Source organism: Halomonas sp. HK25 (assembly GCF_047795635.1).
In the GTDB taxonomy this organism is placed as follows: Bacteria; Pseudomonadota; Gammaproteobacteria; order Pseudomonadales; family Halomonadaceae; genus Halomonas.
The window spans coordinates 3030835-3054418 of record NZ_CP181044.1; the positions used below are offsets into that span (position 1 = coordinate 3030835).

At 66.2% G+C, this 23584-nt stretch carries 21 protein-coding genes; 4 read left to right on the forward strand and 17 right to left on the reverse strand.

Going from position 1 to position 23584, the window contains the following annotated elements:
* Position 1: 1 nt before the first annotated feature.
* The 13 genes from ACM26W_RS14325 to ACM26W_RS14385 all read right to left on the reverse strand — a co-directional run bounded on the left by ACM26W_RS14325 (position 2) and on the right by ACM26W_RS14385 (position 12562).
* Positions 2 to 1084, reverse strand: coding sequence for a chain-length determining protein (locus ACM26W_RS14325; RefSeq protein WP_416137646.1), 1083 nt, complete (start codon positions 1082 to 1084; stop codon positions 2 to 4).
* 120 nt (positions 1085 to 1204) lie between these two features.
* Positions 1205 to 2182 carry an ABC transporter ATP-binding protein gene (locus tag ACM26W_RS14330; RefSeq protein WP_416137647.1) on the reverse strand — a complete coding sequence of 326 codons (978 nt, stop codon included), beginning with the start codon at positions 2180 to 2182 and terminating at the stop codon, positions 1205 to 1207.
* A 146-nt stretch (positions 2183 to 2328) separates the two neighbouring features.
* The gene (locus ACM26W_RS14335; RefSeq protein ID WP_416137648.1) at positions 2329 to 3135 is read right to left on the reverse strand and encodes an ABC transporter permease; all 807 of its coding nucleotides are present in this window, start codon (positions 3133 to 3135) and stop codon (positions 2329 to 2331) included.
* A 46-nt stretch (positions 3136 to 3181) separates the two neighbouring features.
* Positions 3182 to 4888 (reverse strand): polysaccharide biosynthesis/export family protein, encoded by a 1707-nt coding sequence (locus ACM26W_RS14340; protein WP_416137649.1) that lies wholly within the window; start codon positions 4886 to 4888, stop codon positions 3182 to 3184.
* Entirely contained in the window at positions 4888 to 5280 is a 393-nt protein-coding gene (locus tag ACM26W_RS14345; RefSeq protein WP_416137650.1) for a DVU3141 family protein, read from the reverse strand. Before ACM26W_RS14345 ends, ACM26W_RS14340 begins: the two co-directional genes overlap by 1 nt.
* Positions 5281 to 5754: 474 nt before the next feature.
* The gene (locus ACM26W_RS14350) at positions 5755 to 6864 is read right to left on the reverse strand and encodes a porin (protein WP_416137651.1); all 1110 of its coding nucleotides are present in this window, start codon (positions 6862 to 6864) and stop codon (positions 5755 to 5757) included.
* Positions 6865 to 7165: 301 nt separating this feature from the next.
* The gene (locus ACM26W_RS14355) at positions 7166 to 8314 is read right to left on the reverse strand and encodes a ProQ/FINO family protein (RefSeq protein WP_416137652.1); all 1149 of its coding nucleotides are present in this window, start codon (positions 8312 to 8314) and stop codon (positions 7166 to 7168) included.
* 81 nt (positions 8315 to 8395) lie between these two features.
* Positions 8396 to 8941: a dihydrofolate reductase gene (locus tag ACM26W_RS14360; RefSeq protein ID WP_416137653.1), complete on the reverse strand. Its 546-nt coding sequence runs from the start codon at positions 8939 to 8941 to the stop codon at positions 8396 to 8398.
* Between the two features lie 31 nt (positions 8942 to 8972).
* Entirely contained in the window at positions 8973 to 9794 is an 822-nt protein-coding gene (locus ACM26W_RS14365) for a thymidylate synthase (RefSeq protein ID WP_416137654.1), read from the reverse strand.
* Positions 9795 to 9844: 50 nt separating this feature from the next.
* On the reverse strand, positions 9845 to 10381 hold the full coding sequence (locus tag ACM26W_RS14370) for a hypothetical protein (RefSeq protein ID WP_416137655.1): 537 nt from the start codon (positions 10379 to 10381) through the stop codon (positions 9845 to 9847).
* Positions 10378 to 10677: a nucleotidyltransferase domain-containing protein gene (locus ACM26W_RS14375; RefSeq protein ID WP_416137656.1), complete on the reverse strand. Its 300-nt coding sequence runs from the start codon at positions 10675 to 10677 to the stop codon at positions 10378 to 10380. Before ACM26W_RS14375 ends, ACM26W_RS14370 begins: the two co-directional genes overlap by 4 nt.
* Positions 10678 to 10702: 25 nt before the next feature.
* Positions 10703 to 11491 (reverse strand): prolipoprotein diacylglyceryl transferase, encoded by a 789-nt coding sequence (gene lgt / locus ACM26W_RS14380; RefSeq protein ID WP_416137657.1) that lies wholly within the window; start codon positions 11489 to 11491, stop codon positions 10703 to 10705.
* Between the two features lie 60 nt (positions 11492 to 11551).
* Positions 11552 to 12562, reverse strand: a complete 1011-nt coding sequence (locus tag ACM26W_RS14385; RefSeq protein WP_416137658.1) for a response regulator — start codon at positions 12560 to 12562, stop codon at positions 11552 to 11554.
* Between the two features lie 127 nt (positions 12563 to 12689).
* Between ACM26W_RS14385 and ACM26W_RS14390 the strand changes: the two genes are divergently transcribed.
* On the forward strand, positions 12690 to 13457 hold the full coding sequence (locus ACM26W_RS14390; protein WP_416137659.1) for an NRDE family protein: 768 nt from the start codon (positions 12690 to 12692) through the stop codon (positions 13455 to 13457).
* A 270-nt stretch (positions 13458 to 13727) separates the two neighbouring features.
* On the opposite strand, the gene ptsP is transcribed toward ACM26W_RS14390, so the two are convergent.
* Both ptsP and ACM26W_RS14400 read right to left on the reverse strand, forming a co-directional pair.
* Positions 13728 to 15986: a phosphoenolpyruvate--protein phosphotransferase gene (ptsP, locus tag ACM26W_RS14395; protein ID WP_416137660.1), complete on the reverse strand. Its 2259-nt coding sequence runs from the start codon at positions 15984 to 15986 to the stop codon at positions 13728 to 13730.
* A gap of 119 nt (positions 15987 to 16105) precedes the next feature.
* The gene (locus ACM26W_RS14400; RefSeq protein ID WP_416137661.1) at positions 16106 to 16597 is read right to left on the reverse strand and encodes an RNA pyrophosphohydrolase; all 492 of its coding nucleotides are present in this window, start codon (positions 16595 to 16597) and stop codon (positions 16106 to 16108) included.
* A gap of 177 nt (positions 16598 to 16774) precedes the next feature.
* On the opposite strand from ACM26W_RS14400, the gene ACM26W_RS14405 reads away from it, so the two are divergent.
* Positions 16775 to 17431 (forward strand): HAD family hydrolase, encoded by a 657-nt coding sequence (locus tag ACM26W_RS14405; protein ID WP_416137662.1) that lies wholly within the window; start codon positions 16775 to 16777, stop codon positions 17429 to 17431.
* Positions 17432 to 17563: 132 nt separating this feature from the next.
* Here ACM26W_RS14405 and ACM26W_RS14410 read toward each other — a convergent pair whose 3' ends face one another.
* Positions 17564 to 18541 (reverse strand): malate dehydrogenase, encoded by a 978-nt coding sequence (locus ACM26W_RS14410; protein WP_416137663.1) that lies wholly within the window; start codon positions 18539 to 18541, stop codon positions 17564 to 17566.
* Positions 18542 to 18812: 271 nt separating this feature from the next.
* On the opposite strand from ACM26W_RS14410, the gene ACM26W_RS14415 reads away from it, so the two are divergent.
* Complete coding sequence (locus ACM26W_RS14415) at positions 18813 to 19910, forward strand: efflux RND transporter periplasmic adaptor subunit (protein WP_416137664.1); 1098 nt, start codon at positions 18813 to 18815, stop codon at positions 19908 to 19910.
* Position 19911: 1 nt separating this feature from the next.
* Positions 19912 to 22971, forward strand: a complete 3060-nt coding sequence (locus ACM26W_RS14420; protein ID WP_416137665.1) for an efflux RND transporter permease subunit — start codon at positions 19912 to 19914, stop codon at positions 22969 to 22971.
* Between the two features lie 55 nt (positions 22972 to 23026).
* Here the strand turns inward: ACM26W_RS14420 and rsd are convergent, their stop codons facing one another.
* On the reverse strand, positions 23027 to 23524 hold the full coding sequence (rsd, locus tag ACM26W_RS14425) for a sigma D regulator (RefSeq protein ID WP_416137667.1): 498 nt from the start codon (positions 23522 to 23524) through the stop codon (positions 23027 to 23029).
* Positions 23525 to 23584 lie beyond the last annotated feature (60 nt).

The following is a 23584-nucleotide window of genomic DNA, read 5'->3' on the forward strand; positions in this document are numbered from 1 at the left end:
ATCAGTCTCGATGGTCACGAATGATCAACACCAGCATGCTGGCGATAAACGCCAGGAATATAACCACGATGGCAAACAACGTGGCGTTATAAAGGCGGTCCGGTCTGGTGGGGTATTCGGGGAACAGGGGGCTCTGCAGCACGCTGACCTGCTTGAGCTTTCGGGCAGCCTCGAGGCGGGTATTCTCCAGGGCGGCCAGGGCACTGGAGTAGGTCTCCTGGGCGAACTGTGCCTTGAGCTCAAGGGTCTGATACTCGGACGAGATCCGGTTGAGGGACTCTCCGGTAGCCTGAGCCAGACGGTCGCGCTGCTTCTCGATCTGCTCACGCAGGGCTTCAATTTCGGCCTGAACTCGGCGCATGTCGGAGGACTGCACACTCTGGTAGCTCGAGAGCGCCTGGCGCTGGGCCTGCATGCGAGCCAGTTCGCCCTCCAGCGTCGCGACCACCTGGTTGATGCTCTCCACCGTGCTGGTGGGCGATACCAGGCCTTCCCTGTTCTGGAAGACGAGCAGCTCGGCACGGGCCTCGTCAAGGCGTCCTTCCAGGCGCATCAACTGTTGTTCCAGGAAAGCAACCTGCTCTTCTGCGAGCCGCTGTCCCATATCGTTCATGTGTCTCTCACCAGCTTCGAGCAGCAGCTGGACCATCTGGTGGGCGAACTCGGCGGTGTAGGCCTGCACCTCGATATTGAGCACGCCGGCATATTCATCCATCTCCACGTCTACGCGGCGAAGGTAGTATTGGTGGAGGTCTTCAATGGGCGCCGCGGCGTCGTGAAGGCGAGCAAAGATGTCGCCGTGTTCGCTGTAGTGGCGGCGGAAGCCGAGCTCTTCCTGTAGCCGCTTGAGCATATCCACCGAGAGCAGGTGTTCCCTCAGCAGCAGCAGATCCTTGTCGCCGGCGGCACCGGTGAGAATGGAGGAGAAGCTGATGTCTGGCTGTGCAATTTGCGGGCTTTCCAGCACCACGGTGGCACGGGAAAGGTAGCGATCCTCGGCCCAAACAAACCAGTAGGCGCTGACGAATACGATGGCGAGGATGGCCACGGCCCAGTGGGGCTGGGACTTGATGAACGATTTCATGTTATGAGCTGTAAGCCTTGAAGCTGGAAGTCGTAGGAGTTGAATTGTTTCGGCGATTGCTGGTGGCTGCGGTAGATCGCCGAGATGTCGGACCACCACTCAATCGGGCTCCTGCGAGGGTCAATCGTCGTCAGCAGGTGGCTGCAATGCCTGCACGCGTTGGCGAGCGACGTGCAGGCGCTGACGCGCCTTACGGAAGGCATCGCCAAATTCTTTACGTTCGACCGGTGGCAGGTCGTCGGCTTTGGCCTGGTCGAAGGCAGCTTTGGCGGCATCGAACTCGGCCTTGCGCTGGCGATGCTGCTTCCTGGCCTGAGGCAGCGTAAGGCCTTCCGGGATCTTGACCTTGGCGCTGTCGCTATGCCCCGCCGGATGGGGCCTTGGCGTGGCCTTGGCGGCGGTCGCTTCCTGGGGTGGGGTGCCGTTGGCCTTACGGGCGGCGTCGGTCTCCTCGTGGTAGGCGGCGATGGCGTCCTCGACATCATCGAACCAGGTGGCCTGGCCTCCCTTGAGGTAGACACCGGCCTGGCACAGTTCCTTGAGAATGCCCTCGCTGTGGCTAACCATGATCAGGCTGGCCTTGCCCACCTTTTCCTTGAACGCCTGAGAGGCCTTGGCCTTGAAGGCGCGGTCACCCACAGCGGTGGCCTCGTCGGAGAGATAGACGTCGAAGTCGAACGCCAGCGATAGCCCGAAGTTGAGGCGTGCGCGCATACCGCTGGAGTAGGTCTTGATTGGCTCGTCGAAGGCGTCGCCGATCTCGGCGAAATCCTTAACGCGCTGGATGATGTCATTCACGTTGTAGCGGCTTCCATGCACCCGTGCGACGAACTTGACGTTCTGGCGCCCCGTCATGCTGCCCTGGAAGCCGCCGGAAAGGCCGATGGGCCAGGAGACACGGCAATTGCGAACGATCTCGCCACGCTCGGGGGTATCCATGCCGGCGATCAGCTTCAGCAGGGTCGATTTGCCTGCGCCATTACGTCCCACCAGGCCCACGCTGACGCCCTTGGGAATGCTCAGGTTGATGTCCCTGAGCACCCAATCGCTGCCGTGGTGGTTGTGGTAGCGCTTGTAGAGGCCGTTTATCTGAATCATAGGTTTCACAATGTAAGCTTTAAGCTGGAAGAGCGGCGCTTCGCGCCTGGAAGCTGGAAGAGTTCCGCTTCGCGGCATAAGCCAGCACAGTTTCTGGGGCTGGGGTTACTTCCAGCTTCCAGCTTCCAGCTCTCGGCGAAGCCGGGTCACTTCGCCTTCAGCCGCTCCTTGAAGCGCACGTGCATCAAGAGCCCCAAGGCAAGCGTGATCAGAGTACACAGCCAGAAGTAGGTGGCACTGGTGCCGTGAACCACCTTGTAGCCCTCGAAGAAGCCGGAGCGAAGCAGCTCCAGGCCATGTACGATGGGGTTGTACATCAGGTATTCCAGCAGCCAGTGCGGCAGCTGGTTGAGCGGGAAGATTACCCCAGAGAGGATCAGCAGCGGCATGTTGATCATGCGTACTATCTTGCCGACCTCGGGCACCAGCGTACCGGCTACCGAAATCACCAGCCCCAGGCCCAGGCCCAAGCTCCAAAGCGATACCCACCAGAAAATGCCCTTGAGCCCGTTATCGGGAAACAAGCCAACACCGAGCATCTCGGCGCCGATGATAAACAGCATGAACACGAAGGTGCGTAGCATGCCTTCGAGGAAGTTCCGGACCAGCACCGGATCAACGGGCTGCACCTGACGATAGGCGAACAGCGCACTGTTGGCGTCCACGGCACCCAACCCGCGCATCATGCCCTCGCGGATCATGAAGAAGCCCATGAGCCCGACGATCATCCAGGGAATGAACTCCGCGCCGACGATAAGGCGGTCGCCACGGATGAAGCCTCGGATGGCTACCATGATCAGGGTGAAGGCCAGCGGTTCGAAGATCATCCAGAACCAGCCCATGCGGTCCGCCATGGTTCGCGAGATGGCCTCGCGCATGAACATGGCGTACCAGACGCTGCGGGTGACCTGCCAGGGGGTGCGGGCACCGGCTGTGTTTTCAGGTTTCGGCATGTCTCCATCGCGCGATGAATCGCGCTCCTACAGGGTGGTGGAAGCGTCAGAGATCCAGCGCGACGCGGGTGGCGACGGCGATCTGGAACATGATCTGGGTCACGGCGGAGACCAGCTGCAGGTTGTTGCTGGGCACCTTGGGCATGACGAGGATCTCGTCGCCGGGGCGAAGACTCACATCCTTGGCATTCATGACGGCGCCATTCTGGCGCACCACCAGGATGTAGCCCTTGTCGGCACGCTGAGTGAAACCGCCAGCGCCGTCGATATAGTCCTTTGCACTGACACCCGGCTTGTAGACCACCGCCTGGGGTACCACGATCTCACCGCTGATCAGAATGGAATCGCTGATCTCGGGGATGGTGATGATGTCACCGTCCTGCAGGCGGATATCGCTGATGCGGTCGTTGTGGGCGACCACCAGGCGGCCGGTGGGCTCCAGTTCACTGGCGCGTTCCACGAAGGACTGGATCAGCTCGGCCTCGCGGGCGCGGGTGCGTGACTCCTCGTCCGTTCGTGAAGGGGCGCCCAGGTAGGTGGTCTCCAGGCGACGCAGGCTGTCTTCCAGGGCCTGGCGCTGCTGGGCGGCGACACTCTCGCGCTGCAGCGAGACGCTCTCCACGGCGGTCATGCCTTCGGGCACGGCAATGGCGTCGAGCAGCTCGGAGAGGCGGGCGTCCCGCGGCAGGGCAAAGCGTGAAGGACCATAGTAGCTGCCCTCCACCTGCACAACGATGGTCTCGTCGCGCTGATCGGCGCTGAACATCACCTCGTCGCCACTATGCACCGTCTGGCCGCTGAAGGCATTGAGCGGAAAATAACGGGAGAAGGGGCCGTCGTCGCGGGTGCCGCGGACCAGCACGTGGGAGACCCCGCTGCGCAGGCGGGCCAGGTTGACCACCTCGGCGCCGGTCAGGCGCTCGCCGGTCAGCTCATAGCGGTATTCGCGATGCACGTCGCCCACCACGGCGATGGCCGGGCCACGTTCCTCTACCACGATGGTGTCGCCATCGCGGAACTGCGGGCGGGGAATCTCGCCGCTGAGCAGGAAGTCGTAGAGATCGACGCGAACGACGGTCTGGCTGCCGCGCAAAACCCGGATGTTGCGGTAGCTGCCCAGCTCGTTGTCGATGCCGCCGGCCTGGTCGAGGAAATAGAGCAGCGAATCGCTGGGGGTGCCGGCGTAGCGGCCCGGGTTATCCACATAGCCGGTCACGAAGACGCCCACCGGCTGCACGCCCTGCAGGTTGGTGTAGACCTCGACATTCTCGGGGTAGACGCTGCGGATTCTCTGGCGCACGGCGCTGTCGAGCTGGCCGCTGTTCATGCCCTGCACGGCCAGCGGGCCGATGGTGGGTATGAAGACGTTGCCTTGGGCGTCGACGGTGAGCACCCGGTCGATCTCGGCGGCGCCCCAGGCGCGCAGGGTGACCTGGTCGCCCGGCTTGATGGTGTAGCCGGGGGTGAGGCCATCGGCCATGGTGCCGCGGAAGCCGCCCTCGAAGAGGTTGGCGCCGAAGGGCGGCAGCCGGTCGGCGGCGTCATCCAGCCGTTCCCGGGGAACGGGGCCGTAAGTGTCCCCCCGGCGCCAATCGGCGCGGGGGCGATCGTCGACCTCTTCCTGGAGGGCTTCGGCGCGCTGCTGCTCGGGCAGGATGCCCCCCGGCAGGCTGACCGCCTGGGCGCTGGCGATCATCGGCAAGGCCAGCAGGGCCAGCCCTGCCAGCAAGGAGGTGATTCGAAGAGATGTCATCAGCGGTTGCCCCCAGTGCTTGAGCTATCAGTGATCAAGCGCCGAGACTCCCAACCGCTGGCAGTTTCGCAGGCGACTGCCTGGTGAGTGGCACCGCTGCTGGCCATGACCCGCAGCTGGCGGCACTCGCGGCCGCTGGCGGAGAAGTAGCTCTCGTCGGCAATCACCTCGACGTTCGGCCCCCAGTGACTTTCGGCCACGCTGATGACCGCCCCTGCCGGGGCCTGGGCGAGGAAGCCGTTGAGGTTCTCATCCAGAGCGTGGCCCTGGGCGCCCTGCACGGTGCCGGGGCCGCTCCCCGCGCCCTGAGTGGCACAGCCGGCCAAAGTCAGGCTTAGCACGGCAAATACACCCAGCGACGAGATGCGCAGGTATCCGTTACGAGTTGTCATGGCAGGTCTCTGCTGAATGAAGGCAGGATTACGGTGAATATGCGTTGAGCACGCTACCGCCCGGGGATTGTTCCGGGCGCTTTCCCTGGCCCTGAAGCGATGAACGGTGCGGGTGTTTAAGCCGTAAGGCGAATTAACCAAGGGGCTCATTCTAGGGCAGCGAGCACCCAACCTCCAGCCGGCAGAGCGACCCGCCCGCCTCAGGATGGTAATAAAAGGTACGGCACCATTGCTTGTCATCTGTGGCTGACGTCTCTGTACGACATGACCTACAAGACGTTGCCAACACCCCCTGCCAGCATGCGCGTCGAGAAAAAGGCTCTCGACGTCTTACCGTAGCTCCCGGGGCAATGTCATGCTCCAGCACGGCTCGGCGTCTGTCGATAGCGCTATCAAAAACAAGAAAGCCGGCCCCGAGGGGCCGGCTTCTGTGGTCTGCTTTCGGTTTCGCTGTTTCTGATGCCCGAGGGGCTATTAGAAGTGGTAGCGAACGCCGGTCAGCCAGTAGACGTTGTCGCGAACGTTGCGCAGGTTGTCACCCAGCTCGCTGCCGGTGGTATCGCGATCCAGGATGGTGTCCTGATCAGCCTCGTGCACTTCGGCGAAGACGTCGAAGTTGCTGGAGACCTTGTAGTAGGCGCCAGCGGCCCAGGAGTTGCGGCTGGTGCTCTCGTCGCGAGCCTGCTGGGCGGCCTTCAGGTCGCCCTGGGACTCGATGCGGTAGTAGTCCAGGTTGAAGGCCCACTCGTTGATGGCATAGGTCATGCCAACACCGATCTTGTCCTCTTGGTCGGACTGGTACTCGTAGGCCAGACGACCGGAGAAGCCGGGCACAAACTCGAAGGAAGCAGAGCCACCATAGACGTTCTCGCCAACGCCTTGGCCGTCATTACCGCGCTCGATGTCTTCGGTGACACCCAGGGCCAGGCGCAGGGCGTCGACTTCGTAAACAGCGCCACCGGCCATGTTCCACTTAGAGGAGTTGCTGCCAGGCGAGCCAACTACTGCGTCGTTACCGGTGTAGTGCTTGCCCATCAGGTAGACCTGGAAGCCTTCCAGGTTCGGCGTGATATAGCCGATGGAGTCGCCGCGACCCTGGAAACCACCGCCGGTCAGCTCGAGGCCGCGGTTGATGTAGACATCGAACGGGGCCGCCACGGTATTCAGGTAGAAGTTGTCGAAGTTACCGGCCTGCAGGCTACCGAAGGCGTTGCTGCGCAGGCCCAGGAAGCTGTTGCGGACCTGCTGACCACCGCGGTTAACTTCGTCCAGCTGCGGGCGCAGTTCGAAGTTACCGTAGGCGGTCAGGTCGTCGGAGATGCGCTGGGTGCCGCGCAGGCCGAAACGGGAGAAGACATCGACGAACTCGGTGCCATTCTTCTTGATCTGGCCGGTCTGCTCACCCTCATCATTTACGATAGCTTCGTTCTGACCACCACCTTGAATACCCAGCGCGATGCGGCCGTAGAGATCCAGGCGAGTGCCGTCCTGGTCGTAAACAGTGGCAGCTTGTGCGTTGGTGGCCATCATGCCGGTAGCGGCGATGGCACCAGCGATAGCAGTCGCTAAGATTGTCTTTTTCATCGTTAGGTTCCTTTGACTAGCAGTCTGTTTCGATCGTTTTCCTGCAGGCCGCTTGGGCGGTCACTGCAGCCGGCTTGCCGGGTGTGCTCTTCTCTAGCTGGCCGGTTCCCGTCCCGGGAAGCGGTTGGCATGGCGGCATGCCTCAGCAAAGCCTTGTTATATTCCAATGCTCGCAAGAGGAACTTTATACCGGGAGGGAGGTGAGCGCAACAAGAAAAAACACTGTTTCCCTTCGAGCTTCACCCTCCCCCTGGAACTTTCGTTGGCGCCTGCGGTCATTTGTCGCCTTTAAGCGAATCGCTCAAGGCTGGCGGTGCTTGGCCACCAGGGCGGCCAGCTTCTCTTCCATGGTAACGAAGCGCGCTTCGCCGGCGGGGCGGGACTGGCCCGCTGTAGACTTGAGAGGCGCAGGCGTGGCGGATTCGCCCTTGGCGGCAGGCGTTTCCCTGGAAGGGCTGTGCTCAGGTTTCACGTCAGGCTTACCACCTGGCTTACCCTGCGACCTGGTGCGCCCGGGGCCGGCCTTCACGCGGCTTTTCTCGCGGCTACCTTCACGGTTGGGCGTGCCGGGCTGAGCCTTGCCACGGCGCTCGGCCTGGAGGCGGTCGAGCTTCTTCCTGGCGTGCTCGGCGGCCTTGGCATCCACGGCCCCGGCCGGTTGGCCCTCCAGGTCGATGCGCTCGGCGTCCTCACGCACGGCCTTCAGGTAGCGGGGCAGATTCACGTAGCAGGCCAGCGCACGACGCACCAGCTTCTCGGGCCAGGGCTCGCGCTCGGCCAGCTCCTCGTGGATGCCCACCTTGAGCGGCCGGGTGTGCCCCTTGAAGAAGGCGCCGGGGTAGCGCCGGTACCACTCGGCGAGCAGCGCCTGGGGGGATGGCGCCTCGCCGCTGGCGAGGGCCTCCTGGTCGGCGGAGGCCTGGGCGTCGGAATCCTCCGAGGAACCTGGCGAGCCCGGGTCATCCGCTGTTCGCCGGGATGCCGGATCATCGGCAAGGCTCGCTCCCACAGGGGCAGCCTGCTCCTCGGCAGAGCTGGCTTGCGCAGAGGCGTGGGTTTCGGATCGACTAGCGTCGAGAGTGTTTCGCGACGCGCCGGCCGTTGGCGCAGCGCGTCGGCCCATAAGCGCGGAGAGCCCCTGGGAGCGGCGGGCGGGACGCGGGAAGGTGTTCTCGCCCGGCCCCTTCGCCAGACGATCATGGAGGTGGCGGTTGTGCTCCTCCAGTTCGCGGTTCTGTTCGTCGAGCTCGCGGTTCTCCTCGACGAGTTCCAGGCGATTGGCCTCGAGCTCGCGGTTCTTTTCGGCAAGCGCCAGACGGGCAGCCTCAAGCTCGGCCAGGCGCTGCTGCAGGGCCAGGCGCGACTCGTGTTCCTGCTGTATCAAGCCAAGCAGGGTGTCGGTGCGTCTTTCCAGAGCATCCAGCAGGCGAATTGAGCGTTCCTCGGTCAAACCGTTGTCCTCCACGCGTGAGCCAGGGAGCGAGGCCGTGCCAGCCAGTCTGTGCCAGATGCCGCCCCATGACAAATGTCGTCAGCCGCCGACAGCGCCACGGCGGCGATACGCGACGAAATCGTAGGCGGGCTGGCCCTCGGCGGGGCTGCCCGGCAGGCGCTGCAGCTCCTCCCACTCGGCGGGGTCGAGCGCGGGGAAACGGGCGTCGCCCTCCACCTCGACAGCCACCTCCGTGAGGTAGAGGCGGCTGGCACGGGACAGCGCCTGGGCGTAGATCTCGGCGCCACCCATCACCATGATCTCCTCCACGCCGTCGATGGTCGCCTGCTGATCGGCCAGGGCCAGGGCAGACGCCAGGTCGTGACAGATGCGGATGCCGTCGTGGTGGATGCATTTGTGGTGAAAATCGGGGTCGCGGGTGACCACGATATTGAGCCGCCCGGGCAGCGGCCGGCCGATGGACTGGAAGGTCTTGCGGCCCATCACCAGCGGCTTGGCCTGGGTCATGCGCTTGAAGAACTTGAGGTCTTCGGGCAGGTACCAGGGCAACTGGTTATCCACGCCGATCACCCGGTTGCGGTCCATGGCGGCGATCATCGCCACGGGAATCAGGGTCTCGCTCATACGGCCTCTCTGCTTCTTACCTTGGCCACTCTTACACGGCAACGGCGGCCTTGATATGGGGATGGGGATCGTAGCCCTCGATGGCGATGTGCTCGAAGCGGAAGGCGAACAGGTCCGTCACGCTCGGGTCGAGCACCAGGCGCGGCGCCTCTCGGGGCGTGCGCACAAGCTGCTCCTCGGCCTGCTCCAGGTGGTTCAGGTAGAGGTGGGCGTCGCCCAGGGTGTGGATGAATTCGCCGGGCTCGAGGCCTGCCACCTGGGCGATCATCTGGGTGAGCAGCGCGTAGCTGGCGATATTGAAGGGCACGCCCAGGAAGATATCGGCGCTGCGCTGGTAGAGCTGGCAGGAGAGCCGCCCCTGGGCCACATAGAACTGGAACAGGCAGTGGCACGGCGGCAGGGCCATCTCGTCCACCAGCGCCGGGTTCCAGGCGGAGACGATCAGCCGGCGCGACCGGGGGTTGGTGCGGATCTGTTCGAGCAGCCCGGCAATCTGGTCGACCTGGCCGCCGCGGGGGTCGGGCCAGCTGCGCCACTGGTAGCCGTAGACCGGGCCGAGCTCGCCGCTGTCGTCGGCCCACTCGTCCCAGATGCGCACCCCGTTTGCCTTCAAGTAGGCGATGTTGGTGTCGCCGGCCAGGAACCACAGCAGCTCGTGGATGATCGAGCGAGTGTGCAGCTTCTTGGTGGTGACCAACGGGAAGCCGCGGGCCAGGTCGAAGCGCATCTGATGGCCGAAGAGCGAACGGGTGCCCACCCCGGTGCGATCGCCTCGCTCCACGCCGTGGTCGAGCACCTGGCGCATCAGGTCGAGATAGGGCTGTTCGAGGGCGGGAAGGGTCGGGTCGGTCACGGCATTTATCTGGTTGCAGTGTGGATGGGGGATTCTACCGGATCTCAACTCTATTGTTGATCGGGAAGCGACAGGGACTCGGGCAACTTCACCTCGAGGGCCATTCGCTGTTCGGTGTAGTCACGTATTTGGTTGTAGGTCGTCATCAGCATCAGAGAGAAGGCCCTCGCCGATTGCAGGGCATCGGCAAAGGCCTCCGGATCCTGCATGTACTCATGAACCAGCTGGTTTCGTAGCTTGCGAGCCGCCAGCCAGCTTTCCGTGCTTTCCAGCACACCCAGCCGCTCGGCGCGGTTGAGGTTCTCGATCTGGCTACCGGTGCGCTCGGCGAGACTCTGCAGCCAACGGGGTATCAGCTTGTCGGCAATGGTGTCCTGCATACGGCTATAGCGAGAGACGAAGGCCTCGAGCCTTATCGCTTCCTCGGGATGCTGATCGAGAGACAAGACCCAGTCGGCCCCTGGGTCGCGGCCGTTTCCGAACAGGCTGTGCCAGCTGTATCGAAGATGTCTCCCCTCTCGCTCGACGATATCGAGCGACCAGAGAAAACGATCAATGGGCAGCAGCTGCTGTCTGTCATCCGTCATAGCGCTAGCCCCGTCTGCATGGCGTGGCGGTGAACAGGGTTCAGTGGGGTCGTGGAATCGACCACCAGAATATCAATCGGCTGATCACCCAGACGAAGCTGAAGACGTGCGGTCAAGGTCAGCATCCTGTCCATCTTGTTTTCGATCAGGCCCGGACTCTCAACCAGCAGGTCGATATCCCCTCCCCGGGTGTCATCATCCAGGCGCGAGCCGAACAGCCTCACACTCACCTCCTCACCAAACACCTCAGCCGTTGTCTGCTTGATGATTTTCACTTGTTCCTGCGTCAGTCGCATCGGACAGCATCCTGTATGTTGACTGCTACACTCTGGCGTCGATTGGCTGTTTCCACGACCAGGCGATCAGCGCCAGCCCGCCGATGATCATCGGCAGGGTCAGCAGCATGCCCATGGTGACCCAGTCGAAGGCAATGAAACCGATATGGGCATCGGGCAGGCGCACGAACTCCACCGCAAAGCGGAACACGCCGTAGAGGGTGAGGAAGAGGCCGGAGATCAGCCCGCGGGCGCGGGGCTGGGCGGAGACGAACCACAGCACCAGGAACAGCACCAGCCCCTCCAGCACCGCTTCATAGAGCGCCGAGGGGTGGCGCGGCTCAGGCCCGAGTCCCGGAAACGGCATGCCCCAGGGCAGCTCGGTGACGCGGCCAGGCAGCTCGCGGTTGATGAAATTGCCGATGCGCCCGGCGCCCAAGCCGATGGGCACCAGGGGGGCGACGAAGTCGGTGAGGGTGAGGTAAGCCAGCCCCTTCTTCCGGGCGAACCACCAGGAGGCGAGCAGCACGCCGGCCAGGCCACCGTGGAAGCTCATGCCACCATCCCAGACGCGGAAGACCCAGAGCGGGTCACCGGCCCACTGGTCCATGCCATAGAAGAGCACGTAGCCCAGGCGCCCGCCCACCACCACGCCGATGGCACAGTAGAAGAGCAGGTCGCCGATATCGTCGTGGGTGAGGCCGATGCGCGCGGCGCGCCGGCGGCCCAGGAACCAGGCGGCGACGAAGCCCACCACGTACATCAGGCCATACCAGTGCACCTGGAAGGGGCCCAGGGAGATCGCCACGGGGTCTATGTCGGGGTAGTTCAGCATCACGGGTCCTTGCAGAGGGGGAATGGGCTGTCGCCCGGCGCTCGTGGGCCGGGCACGGGATCATGGGGTATCGGGGGCGCCGAAAGGGGCCGGCAGCCAACGCCTGACCTGTTCGATCAGCTGTTGGGGACGGTAGGGTTTGGCCAGATAGTCGTCCAGGCCCGCCTCGGCGAAGCGTTGGCGATCCTCTGCGCTGGCGTTGGCGGTCAGCGCCACCAGCACACTGCGATGACACGGGTAGTGCTCGGCCTCGACGTCACGCCAGCGGCGGCTGGCCTCCATGCCGTCCATGCCGGGCATGAAGATGTCCATCAGCACCAGGTCGAAGGGCACCTGCTCCAGGCAGGCCAGGGCCTCGGCACCGCTGGTGGCGGTGCGCACCTCAAGCCCCTGACGCTCCAGCACCTGACGGGCCAGCATCAGGTTGACGGGACCGTCGTCGACGATCAGCACTCGGCTCGCCCGGCGGACGGGCGGCGGGACCGCGGCAGTCGATTTTTTTTGACCGGCGATGCCCTCGAGCAGCACGACCAGGTCGCCGAGCCGTTCGCGCACCTCGCCGAGGGTGCGGCGCTGCGGGTCGCTCAGGGGCTCGTCTTCGGACGTAAGCAGCGTCTCCAGGCGGCCCTTCAGCGGATGAAGCTCACGGCCGAGCAGGGTCAGGTAGTCGGACTTGAGCCGCGACTCTTCCCGTGCCCTGTCACGCCCGGCGGCCAGGCGATCCAGGCGCTGCTCGCGCCGGGCAAGGTCATCTTTCAGGTTCTGCAGGCGGCGACGCAGCGGCTCCTCGCCGGCGGTGATGAGGCCGGGCGCCGGCGCCTCGACGGGCATGCGCCGGGGCGCCGGGGTGCCTCCAGGCTCGGCCTGCACGCCGGGTTGGCGCAGGACCCCGGCCACCACCGCGGCGAGATTGAGCGCCGAGGCCAACAGCAGACCCGCCAGCCAACCGCCGGGGGCATTGGCCACCAGCAGCGCCAGCAGACCCGCCAGCAGCAGACCGAGCTGCACCAGCAGCCCGCGGCGAAGGTAGGAAGGAAGCCGCCGTAGTGGGCGACTATCGTCGTCTCGCATTGTCATCCCTAGCCGATAACGAGATTGGCGAAAGAGTGTACGCCGGGGGCGGCCGGCTGTCATGGCGGGTGGCTTCACGGCCGGCGGAACGCTTCCCGAGGGCGCCGGGAGCCGTTAAGCTGCCGGAATGTGCCTGATTGCCTTCGACCACCGCCCCGGCGGAGAGTGGCCGCTGCGGTTGGTCGCCAACCGCGACGAATTCCACGCCCGCCCTGCCGCCCCGCTCGCCTACTGGGCGGATGCTCCCGCCATCGTCGGCGGCCGCGACCTGGAGGCCGGCGGTAGCTGGCTGGCGATTCATCGCCGCGGACGCTTCGCCGCGGTGACCAACGTCCGTGATCCACGTCTCAAGGTGGCGGGCGATGCGCCCAGCCGCGGCGATCTGGTGCGTGACGCCCTCACCTGCCCGGATCTCTGCGTCTGGCTCGACCGCCTGGCCGGAGGTAACGCCGCACGCTTTGCCGGCTTCAACCTTCTGGCCGGCGACGGCAAGCGGCTGTGGCACCTGCACCGCGGCCTGGATGGCATCAATTTGAGCGAGGTTCCCGCCGGCCTGCACGGGCTCTCCAACGACAGCCTGAATACACCCTGGCCCAAGCTGATCGAGGCGCGCCAGGGGCTCGGCGCCTGCCTGCGCCACGGCCGCTGGCCCGAGGATGCCCTATCGGCCATGAACGACCCCCACCCCGCCGATGACGACCAGCTACCGGAAACCGGGGTGGGCCTGGAGATGGAGCGGATGCTCTCCTCCCCCTTCATCGTCGGCGAGCGCTACGGCACCCGCGCCATGACCTGGGTGGGCTGGCACGCCAGCGGCCGCATCGAGATCGGCGAACGGCGCTTCGGGCCGGGTGGCGTGGCGCTGGGGGAAAGCGTGGAGCGGCTGGCCATCTAGCAACACCGCCGAGGCTGTTGCTTCTGATGGTCATCCAGCTACCACTGGCGCCGTTGCTTCTGGTGGGAGCCACGCTCTGCGGGCGGTCCGACGTCTCGGCGAATGGGCTGAGGCCACCGCATCGTGTGGCAACACCGCCAGGCGCCTACGGCGCCATTCGCTCGGCGAAGCCGATCTCCCACCAGTAGCTTCGAGCCTTGGCAGCCTTCCTTCTGCCACCAGAGAAAGAACCACTGCTGTGCAGAACACCTGCCTGGACGGTGCTGCGCCTCAATCCCGCGGCGGCAGCAGGTGGCCAAGCTCCCAGCCGCCCAGGCGTTCGGCCAGGTGCCGGCGCACCTCGCCGGGGGAGTCGAGCCGCAGGGTCTCCGCCACCAGCTCGTGGGCCCCTTCCAGCGTCACGCGGCGGATGGCGGCGCGCACCCGAGGCAGGCTGGGGGCGTTCATGGAGAGGGCATCGAAGCCCATGCCCATCAGCAGCAGGGCGCCGCCGGGGTCGCCGGCCAGCTCGCCGCACACCGAGATCGGCCTGTCCAACCGCTTGGCCTCGCCGGCCAGGGTCGCCATGGCGGAGAGCACGGCCGGATGGCAGGCGTCGTAGAGATCGGCGACCCGCGGGTTGTTGCGGTCCACCGCCAGCAGATACTGGGTGAGGTCGTTGCTGCCCACCGAGAAGAAGTCGGCGCGCCGGGCCAGGGCGTCCAGCTGATAGAGGGTCGCCGGCACCTCGATCATCACCCCCACCTTCGGTCGCGACACTTCCACACCCTCCTCTCCCAGCTCGACGATGGCGCGATCGAGCAGCTTGAGGGCGTCGTCGACCTCGTCGACATTGGTCACCATGGGTAGCAGCACCTGGAGGTTGTCCAGCCCCTGGGAGGCGCGCAGCATGGCGCGCAGCTGCACCATCAGCACCTCGGGGTGGTCGAGAGTGACGCGAATCCCGCGCCAGCCGAGGAAGGGGTTGGCCTCCTCGATGGGGAAATAGGGCAGGTCCTTGTCACCGCCGATATCCAGGGTACGCATCACCACCGGCAGCGGGGCGAAGCTCTCCAGCTGGTCGCGATAGAGCCGCGTCTGCTCCTGTTCACCGGGGAAGCGCTCGGTGACCATGAAGGGCACCTCGGTGCGGTAGAGGCCCACCCCGCTGATACGGCTCTTCAGCGAGGCCACGGCATCCACCACCAGGCCGGTGTTGACCATCAGCGGCATGTCGTGGCCGTCCGGGGTGCAGCTGGGCAGGTCCTGCTCATGCTCCAGCACCTCGGTCAGCGCCTGCTCCTCGGCGATCAGCCCCCGATAGTGGGTGAGCAGCTCTTCCCCCGGGCGCACGAAGAGACGGCCGCGGTGGCCATCGAGGATCACCCGCGCGCCGGAGAGCCGTGGCAGCGGCAGGTCGACCATGCCGAGCACCGTGGGGATGCCCATGGCGCGGGCGATGATCGCCACGTGGGAGTTGCTGGACCCGCGCACCGAAACCAGGCCCACCAGCTTGTCGCGGGGCACCTCGCCGAGCATCGCCACGCTGAGCTCGTCGCCCACCAGCACGGTGCTGTCGGGAAAGACCGCCGGCGTCTGCGGGGTCTCTTCCTGCAGGTGGGCCAGCACGCGACGCCCCAGGTCGCGCACATCGGCGGCGCGCTCGCGGAGGTAGTCGTCGTCGACCCGTTCCAGGTACTGCACGTGGCGCTTGACCACGTCGGCGAGCGCCCCGGGCGCCCACTGCCCCTCGCGGATGCGCTTCTCCACCTCCTGGGAGAGCGCCGCCTCGCTGAGCATCTGCTGGTAGACCTCGAACAGCGCCAGCTCCTGGGCGGAAACGCGATTGGCCAGGCGCGCGGCGGCGGCGCGAAGCTCCTCGCGGACACGGCCGATCGCTTCCTTGAGGCGGGCGATCTCGTAGTCCACGTCGGTGGGAATCAGATCCGACACGCTGTCGAGATCGGCGGGCGGGGCGATCACCACCGCCTCGCCGATGCTCATGCCCGGGGAACCGGCCACCCCCTTGAAGTGCACCTGCCCCTCGAGGCTCGGCCGAGTGAGGTTGCCGGTGGCCAGGGCATGGGCCAGAACGCCGGCGAGCTGGGCCGCCATGGTGACCAGGAAGGCCTCGTCCTCTTCGCCAAAGCGGCGCTTCACTTCCTGTTGCACCACCAGCACGCCGAGCATGCGGCGCTGGTGGATGATCGGCACGCCGAGGAAGCTGGAATAGCGCTCCTCGCCGGTGGATTCGAAGTAGAGAAACTGCGGGTGAGCCTGGGCGTCCTCGAGGTTGAGGGGCTCCTCCCGGCTGGCCACCAGCCCCACCAGGCCCTCGCCCACGGGCAGAGCGACCCGCCCCACCGCCTGGCTGCGAAGACCGATGGTCTCCATCAGCACCAGCCGCTCGACCTCCTCGTCGTAGAGGTAGAAGGAGCAGACATCGGCCTCCATGGCCTTGCGGATGCGCCGCACCATGGTGGCGAGAGCCGCGTCGAGGGAGCGGGCCCCGGTGACTTCCTGTGTGATGCGGCGCAGGACCTCAAGCATGAGCGTGCCGTTTTCCGTTGTTGTCGTTGGTAGGAAGGCGGGAAAGAAGCGCCAGCCCCTGTGACTGCCTCACCGGGGCAGGGTTCCTCAATCCGGCATGAGACCCTCAGTCAGACTAGTCAGCCCAACCCCAGGGCCAGGCGCTGGGCGCGGGGCGAAAGCTCCTTGAGAGCGCGTCGGTAGACCTCACGCTTGAAGGGCACCACCTGGGCCAGCGGGTACCAGTAGCTGACCCAGCGCCAGCCGTCGAACTCCGGCTGCTCGGTCCCGTCCATGCAGATCTGGCTCTCCTGGCAGCGGATCCTCAGCAGGAACCACTTCTGTTTCTGGCCGATGCACACCGGCCTTGAATGGGTACGAATCATGCGTCGCGGTAGGCGGTAGCGCAGCCAACCCCGGGTGCAGGCAAGGATCTCGACGTCGTCATCCGACAAGCCGGTCTCCTCGAACAGTTCGCGAAAAAGTGCCTCTTTCGGTGTCTCGTTCGCCTTGATGCCTCCCTGGGGGAACTGCCACGCATTCTGCCCTACCCGACGCGCCCAGAGCAGCTGCCCCTGATCGTTGGCAATGATGATGCCAACGTTGGGGCGAAAGCCGTCAGCGTCGATCACGGACTTCACCTTGTTGAAACCAGAATTGAAACCATTCTTCCACAAGGCCACGAACCGCATCAATACGCCTTGCGGACGAGCCTGCCGAGCCCGGGTCGCAGCCGACCGCGGGTTCTGCGATAATCGCGGGCTTTCGTCCTGACATTTACCCTCTGCAACCTGCCCATGGGAGTCATCGTGAGCCTGGCCATCTTCGACCTGGACAACACCCTGCTGTCGATCGACAGCGACCACGCCTGGGGGGAGTTCCTTCTCGAGCAGGGCGCCGTGGACCCGGTGGCCTACCGCGACGCCAATGATCGCTTCCTGGCCGACTACGAGGCCGGCACCCTGGATATCCACGCCTTTCTGGAAGTGGCGCTGCGGCCCCTGGCCGAGAATAGCCCGGAACAGCTCGCGGCCTGGCACCAGCAGTTCATGGCCAGCAAGATCGAGCCGCATATCCTGCCCAGGGGCGAGGAGCTGGTGGCCCGCCACCGCAGCCGCGGCGACACCCTGCTGATCATCACCGCCACCAACCGCTTCATCACCGGCCCCATCGCCGAGCGGCTGGGCGTGGATGACCTGATCGCAGTGGAGCCCGAGGTGGTGGAGGGTCGCTACACCGGCCGAGTGACCGGCACCCCCAGCTATCGCGAGGGCAAGGTGGTGCGCCTGGAGGAGTGGCTCGCCGACAAGGACCTGACCCTGGACGACGCCTGGTTCTACAGCGACTCCCACAATGACCTGGCGCTGCTGGAGAAGGTCGACCATCCGGTGGCGGTGGACCCGGACGCCACCCTGCGCGAGGTCGCCGAGGGCCGCGGCTGGCGGATCATCAGTCTGAGGGACTGACCCGACTTCGTCGGGAGCTGGAAGCTGGAAGTGAGCCTAAACAGCACCGCCCCCGTGGCAAGAGCCACAGGGGCGGTTTTTCTTCCAGCTTCAAGCTTCCAGGCGCGAAGCGCCGCTCTTCAAGCTTCAGGCTTACCCAAGCAGGTGCTCGACGGCGGTGCGCTCTTCACGCAGCTCGTCTTCGCTGGCCTTCATCTTGCCGCGGCTGAATTCGTCGACTTCCAGACCCTGGACGATCTCGTACTTGCCGCCTTCACAGGTCACCGGGTAGGAGTAGATGATGCCCGGCTCGACGTCGTAGCTGCCGTCGGAGGGGATCGCCATGCTGACGATCTGGCCGTTGGTGCCCAGCGCCCAGTCGCGCATATGGTCGATGGCAGAAGAGGCCGCAGAGGCCGCGGAGGAGGCGCCGCGGGCCTTGATGATCGCCGCACCGCGCTGCTGCACGTCCGGAATAAAGGTGTTCTCGTACCAGTCACGCTCGACCAGCTCGGCCGCCGGCTTGCCGGCCACCTGGCAGTGGGCGATGTCGGGGTACTGGGTAGCGCTGTGGTTGCCCCAGATGATCATGCTCTCGACGTCGGTGACGTGCTTGCCGGTCTTCTGGGCCAGCTGGGTCAGGGCGCGATTGTGGTCCAGGCGGGTCATGGCGGTGAACTGCTTGGCGTCCAGATCCGGCGCGTTGCAGGAAGCGATCAGCGCGTTGGTGTTGGCCGGGTTGCCCACCACCAGCACCTTGACGTCGCGGCTGGCGTTGTCGTTCAGCGCCTTGCCCTGCACGGAGAAGATCGCCGCGTTGGCTTCCAGCAGGTCCTTGCGCTCCATGCCCGGACCGCGCGGACGGGCACCGACCAGCAGGGCGAAATCGGCATCCTTGAAGGCGACGTTGGCATCGTCGGTGGCGACGATCTCCTGCACCAGCGGGAAGGCGCAGTCGTTCAGCTCCATCACCACGCCGTTCAGGGCTTCCATGGCCGGGGTGATCTCGAGCAGCTGCAGGATGACCGGCTGGTCCTTGCCCAGCATGTCGCCGGAGGCGATGCGGAAGGCGAGGGAGTAGCTGATCTGGCCGGCAGCGCCGGTGATGGCAATACGAACGGGCTGTTTCATGGAGGCTCCTTGATGGTCAACGCACGGATTAGCGCCGTGAGGACGGACCCGCCGGGCAAGCCGTCGGGCCTGAATTCGAACCGCCAAGATGGTATGCCTGCCCGGACCAAAACTCAATGCAACATAAGGTGAGTGGTGAGTGGTGAGAGCGCTTCGCGCTGGTGAGTCGTTGCCACTCACTACTCACAAGCCCGTAGGGCGCTCACCCTTCACAAGCGAAGCGCTAACGATAGTATGCTGGCGCCTCATGCCCGTTGATGGACCACACCGCATGCCCCGCCGACGCCTGCCCCCGTCCCTGTCTCCGCTGCTGGCCATCGCCGTCACCCTCGCCCTGGGAGTCTGGCTGGCCTTCGGCGACCTGCAGCGCTTCCAGGACGCGGCGCCCGAGGGCGAACCGGCCGCGGCGGAGCCCGCCGCCCGTGTCGAGGTGGTCACCCGCGACGCCGAGCCCCATGCCCCTCGGCTGGTGTTGCAGGGGCACCTCATGGCCGACCGCGAGCTGACCCTGCGCGCCCGCCAGGCGGGTCGCGTCGAGGCGCTGCCGGTGTCGGCAGGCAACCGCGTCGAGTCCGGCACGGTGCTGATTGCCCTGGCGCGGGATGAGCTGCCGGCGCGGCTCGAGCAGGCCGAGGCGGAGCTGGCCCTGGCCCGCGCCGAGCTGGCCGGTGCCGACGACCTGCGCCGCCGCCAGCTGATCTCCAACACCGACTACCTGCGCCTGCAGAGCGGTGTCTCCCGCGCCGAGGCCGAGGTGGCGAGCCTGCGCCGCCAGCTCGACGACACCCGCCCCACCGCCCCCTTCGACGGCGTGCTCGACCGCCTCGATGTGGAGCTCGGCGAGTTGATTCAGGTGGGCGAGACCTTCGGCCAGCTGGTGGACGATAGCCACCTGGTGGCCCGGGCCTGGGCGCCCCAGCGCGACGCCCATGAGCTCGAAGCCGGCCTGCCCGCCCAGCTGCGCTTGATGGACGGCTCGCGGCTCGAGGGCGAGGTCAGCCTGGTGGGGCGCCGCGCCGAGGACGCGGCGCGCACCTTCGCCGTGGAGGCCCGGGTGGCCAACCCCGAGGGGCGCCGCCTGGCCGGGGCCAGCGCCACCCTGATGATCACCCTGCCCGAGCGGCAGGTGCATCGTCTCTCCCCCGCCCTGCTCGAGCTGGACGACGACGGCCAGCTGGCGGTGAAGCATCTCGATGGTGACGACCGGGTGGTGCGCACGCCGGTGACCCTGGTCGATGCCGCCACCGATGAGGCCCGTGTTGCGGGGCTACCCGCGCGGGTGCGGCTGATCACCCTGGGCGGCGGCCTGGTGGCAGCGGGCGAGCGGGTCGTGCCGGTTGCGGCCGAGCCCACTCAGGTGTCGCCCTGAGATGCGCACCCTCATCGAGGCCGCCCTGGAGCGCTCGCGCACCACCCTGCTGCTGCTGGGCACGCTGTTGCTCGCCGGGCTTGCCGCCTGGCAGGCGATCCCCAAGGAGGCCAACCCCGACGTCGCCATCCCCATCATCTATGTGTCGCTGTCGCTGGAGGGGGTCAGCCCCGAGGATGGCGAGCGGCTGCTGGTGCGCCCCATGGAGCAGGAGCTGCGCAGCATCGAGGGGGTGCGCAAGATGACCTCCCAGGCCAGTGAAGGCCACGCCGCGGTGACCCTGGAGTTCGATGCCGGCTTCGACCCTGACCAGGCCCTTACCGACGTCCGCGAGCGGGTCGACATCGCCCGTGCCGAGCTGCCCCAGGAGGCCGACGAGCCGCGGGTGATGGAGGTCAACGTGGGGCTCTTCCCGGTGCTCTCCATCGGCCTCTCAGGCCAGCTCGATGAGACCCGGCGACTGGCGGTAGCGCGCCGCCTCAAGGAGGAGATCGAAGGCATCGCCGAGGTGCTCGAGGTGGACATCGGCGGCGACCGTGAGGAGCTGCTGGAGATCGTGGTCGACCCCCTGGTGCTGGACAGCTACGGCGTCGACTTCGACAGCCTGTTCAACCTGGTCAGCCGCAACAATCGCCTGGTGGCGGCGGGCAGCCTGGACACCGGCGCCGGGCGTCTGGCGCTCAAGGTGCCCGGGGTGATCGAGCGCCTCGAGGACGTGATGGGCATGCCGGTGAAGGTAGACGGCGACCGGGTGGTCACCTTCGGCGATGTGGCCTGGATCCGCCCCACCTTCAAGGACCCGGACGGCTTCGCCCGCATCGACGACCAGCCGGCGCTGGTGCTGGAGATCTCCAAGCGTGCCGGGGCCAACATCATCGCCACCATCGAGCAGGTGGGTAGCCTGATCGACGTGGCCGGCGGGCTGATTCCCGAGGGGCTCGAGATCACCACCATCATGGACCAGTCCGAAATGGTGGAGGAGATGCTCGATGAGCTGCTCAACAACGTGCTCACCGCGGTGGTGATGGTGCTGGTGGTGATCCTCGCCGCCATGGGGCTGCGCAGCGCCCTGATGGTGGGCCTGACCATCCCCGGGGCCTTCCTCACCGGCATCCTGCTGATCTGGACGCTGGGGTTCACCCTCAACATCGTGGTGCTCTTCTCGCTCATTCTCGTCGCCGGCATGCTGGTGGACGGTGCCATCGTGGTCTCGGAGCTTGCCGACCGCCACCTGCGCCAGGGGCAGCCGCCCCGGGAGGCCTGGGTCAATGCGGCGGCGCGCATGAGCTGGCCGGTGATCGCCTCCACCGCCACCACCCTCGCGGTATTCGTGCCGCTGCTGTTCTGGCCCGGAGTGGTGGGCGAGTTTATGAAGTACCTGCCGGCCACGGTGATCCTCTGCCTGCTGGCGTCACTGGCCATGGCGCTGGTGTTCCTGCCCACCCTGGGCGGCGTCTTCGGGGTGCGCGCCTCCCGCCGGGAGACCGAACAGGACCGGATCAGCGCCGGCGGGCGCCTCTACCGCGCCCTGCTCGCCCGGCTGCTGGCCATGCCGGGGCTGACCCTGCTGTTCGCCCTGCTGCTGCTGGCGCTGATCTACACCGCCTATGCGCGCTTCAACCACGGGGTCGAGTTCTTCCCCGCCGTGGAGCCGGACAGTGCCCAGGTGCTGGTGCGCGCCCGGGGGGACTTTTCCGCCACGGAGAAGGATGCCGTGGTGCGCCGGGTGGAGGCCCGCCTGGCCGGCATGAGCGAGGTGGAGGCGCTCTACGCGCGCTCCTTCGCCACTCCCAACCAGCAGCTCGGCAGCGACGTGATCGGCGTGCTGCAATTCCAGCTGATCGACTGGCAGCACCGCCGGCCGGTGGCCGCGATCTTCACAGAGATGAGCGAGCGCACCACCGACCTGCCCGGGCTGGTGCTGGAGTTCCGCGAGCAGGAGATGGGGCCCGGCGAGGGCAAGCCCATCGTGCTGGAGGTGAGCGGCCATGACGATGCCGCCACCAACCGCGCGGTGGATCGGCTGCGCGAGCTGATGGGCGAGCTGGGCGGCTTCCGCGACATCGAGGATGACCGCAGCCTGCCCGGCGTGGAGTGGCGAGTGATGGTGGACCGCGAGGCGGCGGCGCGCTTCGGGGCCGATGTCGCGACGGTGGGCAGCGCCGTGCAGCTGATCACCACCGGGCTGCAGGTGGCCAGCTACCGCCCCGCCGGGGTCAGCGACGAGGTGGATATCCGGGTGCGCCTGCCGACGGGCTACCGCTCCCTTGACCAGCTCGGGCGGCTGACGCTGAACACGGCCCGGGGCCAGGTGCCGATCTCCAACTTCGTGGAGCTCACGCCGGCGCCCAAGGTGGGCACCCTGCACCGCATCGACGGCCGCCGGGCGGTGACCCTGGAGGCGGACGTGGCCGACGGATACCGCAGCGACGAGCGGCTGCGCGCCCTGCTGGAGGCCGGCGGCCCGCCGCCCGAAGGGGTGCTGGTCAACGTGGCCGGCGAACAGCAGGACCAGCAGGAGGCGAGCCGCTTCCTCGCTACCGCCTTCCTGGTGGCCATCGCGATGATGACGCTGATCCTGGTGACCCAGTTCAACAGCCTCTACCAGGCGATGCTGGTGCTCTCGGCGATCGTCTTCTCTACGGCGGGGGTCCTGCTCGGCCTGCTGGTCAACGCCCAGCCCTTCGGCATCGTCATGGTGGGGATGGGCGTCATCGCCCTGGCGGGGATCGTGGTGAACAACAACATCGTGCTGATCGACACCTACAATCAACTGCGCGGCGAGGAGCACTCGCCCTTCGAGGCGGCCCTGGAGGCGGGTGGGCTGCGCCTTCGCCCGGTGCTGCTCACCGCGGTGACGACGGTGCTGGGCCTGGCGCCCATGGTGCTGGGGGTAAACGTCAATCTGTTCGCACCGAGCCTGGGGCTCGGTGCGCCCTCGACCCAGTGGTGGACCCAGCTCTCCAGCGCCATCGCCGGCGGCCTGACCTTCGCCACTGGCCTGACACTGCTGCTGACGCCCTGCATGCTGGTACTGGGCCCCAAGGGGCGTGAAGGGTAAGCGATTCGCTTGTGAGGAGTTACAACTCACCCCTCACAAGCGAAGCGCTCACCCCTTACAAGGAGCGCAGCTCGGCCCGGGCGGCATCCGGGGCGTGGGCGGCGTGGACACGGCCGATCAGGCGGTCCTCGAGGCTGAAGCGCTCGGTGAGGCCGTGGGCCAGCCGTTCTAGCCAGGCAGGAAGACGACCGAGATGCTGGCGCACCCGTCCGGGGCTGTCGTACTCGGCGTCGAAGGAGAGCACCAACTCGGTGGACATCTCCAACCGCGTCAGCAGGCTGTCGGCCAGGGCCAGGGCGGCCTCATCCTCGAAGGCCCTGGCCTCCTCACGCAGCTGGGGGTAGATCTCGAAGTGGCCAGCGCTGATGTAGTCCATCAGCAACTCGCTGAAACGGTCGATCTGGGCCTTGCTCACCGCTTCCAGCTCAGCGTCGCAGGCTTCCTTGAGCTCGACGAATTGGACCAGCAGGTCGCGTCGCTCGTCCAGCCAGCGGTCGATCAGATTGTGCACACCACCCCAGCGCTCCAGGGCGCTCTTGCAGTCTTCCAGCATGGGGGCCTCCCTACGTTTGATGATGCCAACTCGGTGGCGCCGGGAGCGTCCTACGCCCGG